The 11,614-nt window shown below is 36.3% G+C and carries 12 protein-coding genes and 1 other annotated feature; of the genes, 6 read left to right on the top strand and 6 right to left on the bottom strand.

Features of this window, described 5'->3' with window-relative positions:
- The first annotated feature begins 118 nt into the window (after positions 1-118).
- Positions 119-1,534, top strand: coding sequence for a SpoVR family protein (locus BCI01S_RS19695; RefSeq protein ID WP_047942681.1), 1,416 nt, complete (start codon positions 119-121; stop codon positions 1,532-1,534).
- 46 nt (positions 1,535-1,580) lie between these two features.
- On the opposite strand, the gene BCI01S_RS19690 is transcribed toward BCI01S_RS19695, so the two are convergent.
- Together BCI01S_RS19690 and BCI01S_RS19685 are read right to left on the bottom strand one after the other, a co-directional pair.
- Complete coding sequence (locus BCI01S_RS19690) at positions 1,581-2,723, bottom strand: anti-sigma factor (RefSeq protein WP_061800820.1); 1,143 nt, start codon at positions 2,721-2,723, stop codon at positions 1,581-1,583.
- The gene (locus BCI01S_RS19685; RefSeq protein WP_047942678.1) at positions 2,716-3,213 is read right to left on the bottom strand and encodes a sigma-70 family RNA polymerase sigma factor; all 498 of its coding nucleotides are present in this window, start codon (positions 3,211-3,213) and stop codon (positions 2,716-2,718) included. The genes BCI01S_RS19690 and BCI01S_RS19685 overlap by 8 nt, the downstream gene beginning before the upstream one ends.
- A 136-nt stretch (positions 3,214-3,349) precedes the next feature.
- Between BCI01S_RS19685 and BCI01S_RS19680 the strand changes: the two genes are divergently transcribed.
- Positions 3,350-4,372 (top strand): homoserine dehydrogenase, encoded by a 1,023-nt coding sequence (locus BCI01S_RS19680; RefSeq protein WP_061800819.1) that lies wholly within the window; start codon positions 3,350-3,352, stop codon positions 4,370-4,372.
- A 39-nt stretch (positions 4,373-4,411) separates the two neighbouring features.
- On the opposite strand, the gene BCI01S_RS19675 is transcribed toward BCI01S_RS19680, so the two are convergent.
- Entirely contained in the window at positions 4,412-4,600 is a 189-nt protein-coding gene (locus BCI01S_RS19675) for an aspartyl-phosphate phosphatase Spo0E family protein (protein ID WP_047942675.1), read from the bottom strand.
- A 683-nt stretch (positions 4,601-5,283) separates the two neighbouring features.
- On the opposite strand from BCI01S_RS19675, the gene BCI01S_RS26050 reads away from it, so the two are divergent.
- Complete coding sequence (locus BCI01S_RS26050; protein WP_082810100.1) at positions 5,284-5,571, top strand: TMEM164-related integral membrane acyltransferase; 288 nt, start codon at positions 5,284-5,286, stop codon at positions 5,569-5,571.
- Positions 5,572-5,775: 204 nt separating this feature from the next.
- On the opposite strand, the gene BCI01S_RS19665 is transcribed toward BCI01S_RS26050, so the two are convergent.
- Positions 5,776-6,747: an exonuclease domain-containing protein gene (locus BCI01S_RS19665; RefSeq protein WP_061800817.1), complete on the bottom strand. Its 972-nt coding sequence runs from the start codon at positions 6,745-6,747 to the stop codon at positions 5,776-5,778.
- A 238-nt stretch (positions 6,748-6,985) separates the two neighbouring features.
- On the opposite strand from BCI01S_RS19665, the gene BCI01S_RS19660 reads away from it, so the two are divergent.
- Together BCI01S_RS19660 and BCI01S_RS19655 are read left to right on the top strand one after the other, a co-directional pair.
- Positions 6,986-7,429 (top strand): C40 family peptidase, encoded by a 444-nt coding sequence (locus BCI01S_RS19660; RefSeq protein ID WP_061800816.1) that lies wholly within the window; start codon positions 6,986-6,988, stop codon positions 7,427-7,429.
- Positions 7,430-7,627: 198 nt separating this feature from the next.
- Positions 7,628-8,494 (top strand): DMT family transporter, encoded by an 867-nt coding sequence (locus BCI01S_RS19655; protein WP_047942669.1) that lies wholly within the window; start codon positions 7,628-7,630, stop codon positions 8,492-8,494.
- A gap of 42 nt (positions 8,495-8,536) precedes the next feature.
- On the opposite strand, the gene BCI01S_RS25670 is transcribed toward BCI01S_RS19655, so the two are convergent.
- Complete coding sequence (locus BCI01S_RS25670; protein ID WP_162837582.1) at positions 8,537-8,701, bottom strand: hypothetical protein; 165 nt, start codon at positions 8,699-8,701, stop codon at positions 8,537-8,539.
- Positions 8,702-8,931: 230 nt separating this feature from the next.
- Here BCI01S_RS25670 and BCI01S_RS19650 point away from each other — a divergent pair, with 230 nt between their 5' ends.
- Positions 8,932-9,882 carry an SDR family oxidoreductase gene (locus tag BCI01S_RS19650; protein WP_176474096.1) on the top strand — a complete coding sequence of 317 codons (951 nt, stop codon included), beginning with the start codon at positions 8,932-8,934 and terminating at the stop codon, positions 9,880-9,882.
- A gap of 45 nt (positions 9,883-9,927) precedes the next feature.
- On the opposite strand, the gene tyrS is transcribed toward BCI01S_RS19650, so the two are convergent.
- Positions 9,928-11,175 carry a tyrosine--tRNA ligase gene (gene tyrS, locus BCI01S_RS19645; RefSeq protein ID WP_061800815.1) on the bottom strand — a complete coding sequence of 416 codons (1,248 nt, stop codon included), beginning with the start codon at positions 11,173-11,175 and terminating at the stop codon, positions 9,928-9,930.
- Between the two features lie 56 nt (positions 11,176-11,231).
- Positions 11,232-11,469 (bottom strand) — a binding site (T-box leader).
- Positions 11,470-11,614: the final 145 nt, after the last annotated feature.

The raw sequence follows: 11,614 nt of genomic DNA, 5'->3' as shown, positions 1-11,614 counted from the left end.
GCCAACACCTACACAAGCAATAAATAAAAGATCTATCCAATTCAATTTCTATTCAATTTACTCATGATTCCGTTTTTCTTTTCATACATTAGTTTAAACGGTGAAAGGAGAGAGCGGAATGAATGAGGTAGAACAAAAGGAATTGGAATATGCCATTGCAGAAATCACCGAGATTGCTACTGGATTTGGACTAGACTTTTATCCAATGAGATATGAAATTTGTCCTGCGGATATCATTTATACATTCGGTGCTTACGGAATGCCTACTCGATTTTCCCATTGGAGCTTCGGAAAGCAATTTCATAAAATGAAATTACATTATGATTTAGGCCTATCCAAAATATATGAATTAGTCATTAACTCAAATCCTTGTTATGCTTTTTTGCTTGATAGTAACTCCTTAATAAATAATAAGCTTATCGTTGCCCATGTTTTGGCACACTGTGATTTCTTTAAAAATAATGTTCGATTCCAAAATACCAAACGAGAAATGGTTGAAAGTATGGCCGCAACTGCTGATCGAATTCGTCAATATGAAATCAAATACGGGAAGCAGGAAGTGGAAACGTTTTTGGATGCGGTATTAGCCATTGATGAACATATTGACCCAAGCTTGATGAGACCTAAATTAGCTTGGTCCATGGACGATGTAGAATTTGTGGAGGAAGAGGAACCAACAAGTACACCTTATGATGAATTATGGGGATTGGACGACCGAAATAAACCAAAGAAGCCGAAGAAAAAAGTAGCCAAGAAATTCCCGCCCCAGCCAGAGAAGGATTTACTACTTTTTATTGAAAACTTCAGTCGAGAGCTTAGCGACTGGCAAAGGGATATTTTAACCATGATGCGCGAAGAAATGCTTTATTTCTGGCCACAGTTAGAAACAAAGATCATGAATGAGGGCTGGGCATCCTATTGGCATCAGCGGATTGTTCGAGAATTAGATTTAACAAGTGCGGAAGCCATTGAATTTGCAAAGCTGAATGCTGGTGTAGTACAGCCGTCTAAAACGGGCATTAACCCCTATTATCTAGGTTTAAAGATATTTGAAGATATCGAGGAACGCTATAATAATCCAACAGAAGAAATGAAGCAAAGAGGTGTTAAACCAGGATCAGGGCGAGAAAAAATGTTTGAAGTTCGGGAAATAGAATCAGATATTTCTTTTCTGAGAAACTATTTAACCAAAGATCTTGTCATGAGAGAAGATATGTATTTGTTCCAAAAGCAAGGAAGAGATTATAAAATTGTCGACAAGGCATGGGAACAAGTCCGGGATCAATTAGTGAGCATGCGCGTTAATGGGGGTTTCCCATATATTACAGTCAATGATGGTGATTATAATAAAAATGGAGAGCTGTACTTAAAGCATGGCTTCGAGGGAATTGAATTAGACTTGAAATATTTAGAAAAGGTTCTTCCGTATATTCATCAATTATGGGGAAGAGGCGTGCATATGGAGACGGTAGTAGAAGATAAACCGCTTCTTTATAGCTATGATGGAAAAGCGCTGCATCGGAAGTATTTATAGGAGAAATAGACCCACAGAGCTTTATTGAGTCCTGTGGGTTCTTCTTTTATTCATCCCAATTCCAAAAACCTATATCATCTATACTAATTTCCTTTATCCAGCTTTCTTTTTTTAACTTGAGTATTTCTTCTGTAGGACCAGTAATAACAACCCCATAATGATTAATACCATTTTTTTTCATATAAGCAATTCGTTTATTTAATTCTAAATGACCAAAATAAAAATTCTCTGCCTTTTTTTCATACGGTTCTAGAAATGTAAGTGTTTTTAGAAACTGTTTATGCAGAATCTCCGCATCTCCTTCTGTATACTCTGGCGAACTAGAGGAGCTAGATTCAATGGAAAACCAAAAGTTTCCTTCTTTTTTGGTTGAATCTGTGATCATATCATCATCATGCCAAATAGGGTTATTAGGAAAGCCAATTGGATCTATACCAAATTCGTCTCTATTCTCTACCCCTGTATCAACAGCAAACCAGATAATTTCTATATTTCTATCTTTTAAATAATCAAACACTTTATTTGTTGATAATAATTCAGAGAAGGACAAATAAACAGACGCTACAGTGCCATTCTTTACTTTTTCTAGTCGCTTCCATTCCGATGGGGATGACTCTTTTGGTAAAAAGGAAAAGGAGGCTTGTTGTTGGGAGATGACTCCCTGTGTTTTCTTTTCAGGCATTCCCATGAGTGAAAAGAAAAATTTTGTTTTATACTCCCCCGTTTTATAGATTTCATCCCCGACTTTTTTTTCAATATCTGTTGTTGTTTCCAGTCCAAAGTAAGGCTTTGTAGCTGCACTTGTTCCACTGTACTGCCCATAGGGATCTGTTACAGTAAGGGTTAAATCAATAATGTTTCGGTATACATCTGTTCTATCAGGGGTGCCCCAAGCGTAATAAACAGCAGTGAAAATGGAAGAAAGAATGGTGAAAAGAATGATTAGTCCTAATGCAGTAAGTGCTGTTTGAAATCGGGCCATCCACTTTCCTCTTCTTACTATTCTTCTTTGTTTTTTTGAATCAATCAGGAGTGGTGCGGCTTGATGATGATTGCTCATTTCTGCTTCCTCAAAAACTTGAAAATATTGCTCCATCTTTTCTAAATCTTTCTCTATTTCTGCTGCTTCCTCTTTTGAAAGTTCCCCATTTTTATATGCTTCTAACCTTTTTTTGTACTCTTCACTCACGAATTTGTTTCCCCCTCTGTCTTATTGTTTGTCTCCCTCGGAAGAGTAAAACTTTAAAGTAGGTTGGACTAATGTTCATTACCATGGCACCTTCCTCTGTTGTAAGTTCTTGGAAGTCTGCTAGTAATACGGCCATCCTTTGTTTTTCAGGCAATACTTTTAGCATGTTTATCACTCTTTGAATTTCTTCTTTTAATAAGACTGTCTCCTCTGTTCTTTGCGCGTTATCCATCTTTTCTTGAAAGAAATCATTCTCTTTGACTACTAGTCGCTTATTTTTTCGAAACTGATCGATAAAAACGTGATACGCCACCGTGAAAAGCCAGGCCTTCACATTTTTTCCTTGGAAAGTTTCCAGATAGAGATGTGCTCTGAAAAATGTCTCTTGAACTAAGTCTTCTGCAGAATGATGATTATGGCAGAGTGAAAGGAGAAAATAATAAATATCATTAAAATAAGTTTGATAAATAGAATCAATTGAATCCTTCATCTTCGCCCCCTATCACTTATAACACGTTTAATGAGATGAAAAGTTACAGTGAAAAATATTTAATCCAAAATAAAGGGAATATAACAGAAAAAAAAGAAGTCTATAGCAAGAATAAAAGAAAGGAATAGTTGAAACAATGAAACAAAAAAGGATAATCGTTACGGGATATGGCACAGTCGGGAAGGAATTTATCGAATTATTGTATCGGAAAAAAGAACTGTTCCTAAAACAATATCATACAGAATTGATGGTAACTGGAGTAGTTGGATCTGTAGGGATGATCTATGAATCGGAAGGATTGGATTTATCTATACTGCATCAGCTCCCAACAGGTTCGATTGGGATTTCGCAATATGCTAGTATGAAAGATTTAGTGCTTGAATCTCCAGCCATTAAAGGAGATATTCTTGTAGAGTGTACTCCTACGAATATAGAAACAGGCGAACCAGCCCTTTCTTACATAAAAAAAGCGCTCGAGGCAAATATGGATATTGTATCTGTCAGTAAGGGGGCGCTTGTTCATTGCTTGCCAGAATTACTGGCCATTGCCAAAGGGAAAGGATGTCATATTAAGTATAGTGGAGCTACGGCAGCAGCGCTGCCTACATTAGATATCGGTGAATTTAGTTTGGCAGGCAGTACCATTCAATCGATAAAAGGGATTCTAAATGGAACATCCAATTTCATCCTGACAAGTATGTCAGAGGGGAACCTGACTTTTGAAAAAGCATTACAGTTAGCACAGGAAAATGGAATTGCGGAAAAAAACCCTGAGTTAGATATTAAAGGGTTGGATAGTGCATGCAAAATATTGCTGTTAGCAAATGGTTTACTTCATACGAATCTAACTTTAGAAGATGTGGATATCGATGGCATCGACAAGATTACCAAAGCAGATATACAGCGTGCCAAAATAAATAGCTGTGAGTGGAAGTTAATTGCAACAGCGAAAAAGCAACGAGATAAGTTTATCTTACAAGTAAAACCTGAAATGATTCCTCCTGAAAATCCGTTAATCCATGTAAAGGGAACAAATAAAGGAATCTTGTTTGAAACGGAAGAAATGGGAGCCATTTGCTGTGTTGGCGGTGCGTCACATCCGAGAGGCGCAGCAGCAGCAGCGATGAAAGATATGATTAATCTTATTCGGCAGGAATAAATGTAGAAGAGGATTTGCAGGAGGACTATGTATATTTGTCTATTTTTGAGCCAGTTTTTTCTGATACATGACAATATATGTATCTAGCAGTTCACTTATTTGAATGGTATTGGGATCATCTAATCCTTTTTCAATCCCATATTTAAGCAATTGTATTTTTAAAGAATCGATTGTGTCCATAAGTTCACAAACGTTTTCTATATTCATTCGAGAAAGTACCATTATCATTTAAAGCTCCTATATTTTATAGATTGCTTTATTATTTTACCAAATTAAATTGGAAAAAATAAGTACTTTTTCTATTAAATTTACAAAAATGTAGGAGAATGACTTGTTGAATAATTTTCCTTTTTTGCGAGAAGAAAAGCGATATCTAATCATTTCACCTAAAAGGGAGTCTGGAGGATACGATGATTTTTTAATGATGAAAAATCATCGTATCCTTCAGATTATTTTTCCGAAGCAAGATTAAATAAATATTCAAGGTAGGATTCTAATTCGAATTTATCTTTGTCAATAAAATCGGTCATTGCAGTATTTGTTTGTAGTTTCATCATAATCCTCTCCTTCAAAAATGGTTTTTTCTTTTCAGTAGTATTTGTCTATAATATTCCCAAACTATTAAACTTTTATACATAGTTTTTAAAAATAATTTGGAAAAAGTTTTTTTTCGGAAAATATCAGAAAGGAGAATGGTGGTAAGGAAGGGATGGTACGGCCATCTTTATGATGATTTCCCCTTTGAATTATTTTCTGTTTCTCTTCTCATCATGATAGGTATTCTTATAATAGGGGGAATTTTACTTGCTTTTTTTCGGAATAACATCCAAATGATCATTTTTTTAGTCTACTTTCTTTGTATTGTTACTTGGTTTAGAGGTGATGTATGATTATTGGATGTATAAGGATGGATGATGGGATGCTTCTTTATACTGCCGTTCCATCTGTGTTCTATTAGCTTAGTGCTTTGTTTGCTGCTTCTAATTACAAAATGGGAGTTTGTTTTTCAAGTTGTCTATTTTTTCGGCATGATTGGCGCATTGATGGCTATTTTCACACCAGAGTTATTTATAGGTTATCCCCATTTCCGCTATTTTCACTTTTTTGTTACGCACATTCTTATTATATGGACTTGTCTTTATTTTGTGCTTGTCCACCAATATAAACCGACTAAAAAGGGTTCGTTTTGTCCTAAATAGCAGTGCAGTGCTTGCGTGGATTATTAATACTTATACAGGCGGTAATTATATGATTGATTATTTAGTTCATATAACATACTTGATCTTGGGACAGTCGCCTTTTTTTATTTTCTGTTTTGTTTATTTCCTTTCGATGGAAAAGGGAAAGCAAGGATAATAAAAAAGACTGCTTCTTAGTGGGGAAGAAACAGACTTTCTATTTGATTAATGATTGACTCGTTCTTTTTTTAATAGTGCTAGAAATTGCTGTTCATTAATAATTTCTATGGGTTTTCCTTTTGCTTGTAAATCATACGCTTTTTTTTCTTTAGAACTAATGCCTTCAGATCCCACAAGCTTTTGGTCTTGGTCACCGACCACCAAATAATCGGTTTTGCTGCTGACACCACTTTTAATAATGCCTCCAACATTAACCACTTGCTGCATCGCATCTTTCCGTTCTAGTGTACGCAGATCGCCAGTAAATACAAGATTTTTTTCATATAGCGGGTGATCCACATCAAAGGAATCCGTTGTTGGTGTTATTTCCGATATGGAAACGGAAGCAAATTTCTTGAATGGTTTTCTGTTGGAAAAATTAGTTGCTCTTCCAAAAGTATTTTGTGGTTTTAATTCAGAAAATTGTTTTATAGGAAGAGTTGGATAGGAAGCACAGTAATGACTTAACGAATTCTTCTTTCTCGAGTGAATACAAGCGATTACTAGCTCTGCACATGCTCGCGCATCGGAACCTGCATGATGATGTTCTTGCATAGAAATACCAAAATAAGATGTCCGATCCTTCAATGATTGCCCAATTTTTGCGCCTCTTGTTGCCCGATTGCTAATAGGAATACTGCAAATATAGGAAAAGTCTGGTTTTGCCAATTGATATTTTTCTAGACAGGCATTAAGAACACTCATATCAAACTGGGCATTATGAGCGATGATGGTATGGGAAGAAATATCTTCTTTTATTAGTTCCCATACTTCTGGAAACCTCTTTGCATTCTCAACATCTTTTTCTGTTATTCCATGAACCGCTACAAACTTTGGATCAAATGATAGACTTGGCGGCTTTATTAAAAAATATTGTTCTTTTATTATCGCGTTATTTTCTACATATGCTAATCCAATGGAACAGGCGCTTGCCATATCAGCATTCGCAATTTCAAAATCGATAGCAATAAAATCCACTGTTTATACGCTCCTTCTTTTTTCTATTAGTATATCATGTTCGCTCCTTTCTTTAGAGAAATTAGCTAACAAGAAGATATTGGAACCACAGGAAAGTTATTCTTAAATAATATTGTAATAGATTTGTAATCGAATTTCTATCAAGCTGTAACCTAATTATCTGAATAATATGAGAAGATAGATTTTGTTGATAGAAGGAAGCCTTGGGAATAATATTTTAGGTAAATGAGGTCACTACATGAAAAAAGTTCTTGTTATGTCATTCCTGTCATTTGGTTTGTTATTTTCCGGCATATTTACTGCACCTGAGGCAAGTGCTGCTTCAAAGAAATCAGTTGTTACTGTTGCGAAAAATTACATTGGAACACCATATAAATACGGAGGAACGTCTCCAAAAGGTTTTGACTGCTCCGGTTTTGTCGGTTATAGCTACAAAAAGGTCGGCAAATCACTGCCACGAACAACCGCAAGCATGTACAAAAAAGGGAAAAAAGTTAAGAAAGCAAACTTGCAAAAAGGGGATTTAATCTTCTTTGAAACATATAAAAAAGGTGCCTCTCATGTCGGCATATACATAGGAAGTAATCAGTTTATCCATAGTTCCTCCTCCAAAGGAGTAAAAGTGGACAAGCTATCTAACTCTTATTGGAAAACAAAATATTATGGTGCAAAAAGAATTTAACCCTTTCTTAGAAAGGGTTTTTCTGTTTGCTGAATGGATTTACATTCATTTTAATAGAGTTTGCTTTTCAGCTTTGCTAGTATTTAAAGAATTTACGAAATAAACTGAAAAAAATACCCCCAACATATTCCAAAAAGACCAATTTTTCTATATCATTAAGAGTAAAATGAGCAACTGGAAAGAATTTGGGGGAGTATTATGAGTGCAGCAATGAAATTTGCATTATCGATGGCCATATTTGGTTCGGTTGGCTATTTTTCTGCCAAAACAAATTTGCCATCAATCGAACTTGTATTTATTCGATGCATTTGTGCATGTGTCGTATTAAGTTTGGTGTATTTATTTTCAAATAAGAAAAAAGAAGCGGTGGAGAAAAAGGAGATTGGCTTTAGTGTCCTGTGTGGTGTGTTTCTCGTTGTTAACTGGGTCTTCTTCTTTCGTTCCTTTGAGCATATGTCCGTAACGGTTGCCGTTTCGATCTATCATTTGGCACCGGTTCTAGTTGTGTTACTGGGAAGTTTTCTTTATCGGGAAAAGATCACTTTAAAAGTAATGCTGACGGTTATTACATGTTTTATCGGAACATTATTAGTTGGGGGAATGCAAGATTATCTGTCTTTAGAAAGTCTTATGTCAGCTGGATTGCCGTGGGCATTTGGAGCAGCCTTATTTTATGCATTAACCACTTTGATGGGCAAGAAAATTTCAAAATTAAATCCTATATTAACAACCATTATCCAAACAGGAGTCGGGGTTCTCATGCTATTGCCGCTTGTCCAATGGGATTATTTTAGCCAGTTAACGGGCGAAAATTGGTTTTATATTTTATTAACTGGGATCGTCCATACAGGGTTTGTGTATTATTTGTTTTTTAGCAGCTTGCCAAAGCTGTCTTCTGGGACAATTGCAATCCTAGTATTTATCGATCCAGCAGTTGCGATTTTTATGGATATTGTCTTAACAGCATATCGTCCTGATTTTCTGCAGATTATTGGTATCTTACTTATCTTCTGGGGACAAGCTCATGCTGCTTTGAAGCGAAAGGTAAGTGAATCAGGGAATTAGCCCATAAAAGAGGAATGGAAAAGATCCATTCCTTTGATTTTTTTATACTTTTGGAAAATGTAATTCATAAACTGGCTTTTTAAAATATGGCGGCCTTATCGTTATTTTTGGCATTGTCCATTTATGGTTGATATAGGTCATATACACAGTTTCATTAGAATGCTTTTGCAGTAATAATTTTACCTTCGGGTTAAATTCATATCTCATCTTTACCCCTCCTTCATTTCTCCTTTTAATGTATTCACTTCCAACAAAAGAGAGTTAGTCCCAAAAAGATAATTAGGCACCAAATATTGAATGCCACATAGGATATGTTACGACTATGAGGAGGGATCAGTATGTCTATTTATGTAAATGATCCGAGAGATCCGATGTATCAAGTGCCAGAAACATTTTATGAATTAGTAGAAACAAGAAATCATCAATCAGATAAGCTTATGGAATTAAAGGAAGTCCAAGACCTTTTTACTGCCAATAAACAGACAGAACCATATCCGCTTTATCCGAACTACGGAAGAATCACGAAGTATGAGGAAATACCGATTAATTTTCCAGAAAATAGACAGCTTCGTCAGCCAGGACTTGAAAGTTATATGGTGCCAAAGCCAATTATTGAAAATGACCACTACATAGGAAGTGGAAAGCTGAAAGGGAAAGTGGCTCTCATAACAGGAGGAGATAGTGGTATTGGTGCGGCCGTTGCAATTGCCTTTGCAAAGGAAGGGGCAGATGTAGCAATAGCCTATTTAGATGAGCATGAGGATGCGAATCGTACGAAAAAAAGAATTGAGGAGTTAGGGCAGCAATGTCTGTTATTACCAGGAGACTTGCGCAAGAAAAAACAGTGTATAGATATTGTGGAGAAAACAGTTAAGGTATTCGGAGAATTAGATATCCTTTGTAACCATGTCGGCATTCAATTTCAACAGACAAGATTAACAGATATTACGGATGAACAATTTGATAATACTTTTAAGGTTAATATTTATTCGCATTTTTATACGACAAGAGCAGCTCTTCCACATTTAAAGCCGGGCAGCAGCATTATTAACACTGCTTCCGTTGTTGCATATGCTGGGGAACCTCTGTTAATTGACTATGTTGCCACAAAAGCAGCAAATGTAGGTTTCACTCGTGCTCTTGCCAGAAGTGTTGTCAAAGACGGCATTCGAGTAAATGCAGTAGCGCCAGGGCGAATTTGGACACCATTAATTCCGGCGAGCTTCTCCTCTGATCAAGTAGCTATCTTTGGTTCAGAGAATCCAATGCAAAGAGCGGCCCAACCATTTGAATTAGCACCGACCTTTGTATATTTAGCTTCTGATGATTCTCGATTTGTAACAGGGCAAGTTCTGCACGTAAATGGAGGCGAAGTAGTAAGCTCCTAAAGTGAGAGAATAGAAAAATGGGCTAGCAGCTAGCCCATTTTTATTTTATTCGCTAAACAGTTTTACAAACTTTCTTTTCCCTACTTGAATAATCAATTCCTTATTGATTGAAACTTCAAGGTCCATTTCTTCGACTTTCTCTCCATTGATGCGTATACCACCGTTTTGTATCATCCGTCTTGCTTCACTTTTCGAGGTTAATAGATGTAAGTCTACTAATAGCTGAACAAGCGATTCAGGATTTTTTCCAGTCCACTTAACGGTTGGAATATCCTCTGGTAAGGAGCCTTTTTGAAAAATTGTAATAAATTGCTGTTCTGCCTTTTCGGCTGCTTCTTTGCCATGGTACATCCGGACGATTGTTCTTGCAAGCAGCATTTTAGCATCCCGAGGATGAAGAGATCCTGTATGCAATTCTTTTTTTATTTGCGTGATTTCAGCAGGCTCAAGATCAGTAATAAGCTCAAAGTATTTGCTCATTAGTGGATCAGGGATGGACATCGCTTTGCCGTACATATCATTGGGATTCTCATCAATGCCAATGTAGTTATGCTTTGACTTAGACATTTTTTCAACCCCGTCTAACCCCTCTAAAAGAGGCATTAATATAGCAATCTGCTTTTCTTTTCCAAACTTCTCTTGGTAGTGGCGGCCCATGAGAATGTTAAAATGCTGATCTGTTCCACCAAGCTCAATATCTGCCTCTAACATAACAGAATCATACCCTTGCATTAATGGATAAAAAAACTCATGCAAGGAAATTGATTTTCCGTATGCTAATCGCTCTTCAAAATCATCTCGTTCTAGTAAGCGGGCAACAGTTATTTTTCCAGCAAGTCCTATAACATCTTCGAAAGAAAGGGAAGAGAGCCATTTAGAGTTGTAATGAAGCTCAACCTTTTCCATGTCTAATACTTTTCCGAATTGCTCAAAATAAGTTTTTGCATTCTCCTTCACTTCTTCATCTGTCAGTTGTTTTCTAGCAGAAGATTTTCCAGTTGGATCACCGATTTTCCCAGTGAAATCTCCGATAATCAATTGAATGGTATGCCCATTTTCTTGAAATTGGCGCAATTTATTCAGTACAACAGTATGGCCAAGGTGAACATCTGGCGCAGATGGGTCAAGACCAAGCTTTACTTTTAGCGGCGTATTGGTCACAAGGGATTTTGCAATTTTTTCTGCGAGTTCTTCTGTTGGAATGATGTCTTGTACGCCTTGGCGATAGATATCTAGCTGCCTCTTCATTTCTTTTTCTTGGTCGCTCGTTAACTGTTCAATAAATGGACTCATCTTTTTTCTCCTTTCGTTAAATGAATGATTAATAAACAAAAAACCACGCCCCTAAAAAAAGGGACGTGGTTGCTTGTAAGCACGTGGTACCACCCTAATTGAAGAATATAATTAATTATACTCTTCCACTCATTATGGGTAACGGCTCATCCGTTCTTTGCTAATCGAATCAAATTCTTTCACAAAGAATGCTCCTGGAGGTAATTCGCGTCTATTTTTGTGTCAATTTGCACCGGCCATTGACTCTCTAAGAACAGGGAAATAGGCACTACTCATTCCAATCAAAGCATGTATATTTAAAAGATATATTTAGTAAAATTTGAAGTTAGCGCTAACTTGATAAAGATACTAACAGATAAAATTTGCAAATACAAGAGGTTATGTTGATTTTGTGTTTAAAAAATTTTTCATTTTAGATCCCTTGACCTTTTGAAAAGTA

The sequence above is a fragment of the Niallia circulans NBRC 13626 genome (assembly GCF_001591585.1).
GTDB classification, from domain to species: Bacteria; Bacillota; Bacilli; order Bacillales; family Cytobacillaceae; genus Niallia; species Niallia circulans.
The sequence above is the reverse complement of the archived record's forward strand: the minus strand, read 5'-3'. Positions and strand labels throughout refer to the sequence as shown.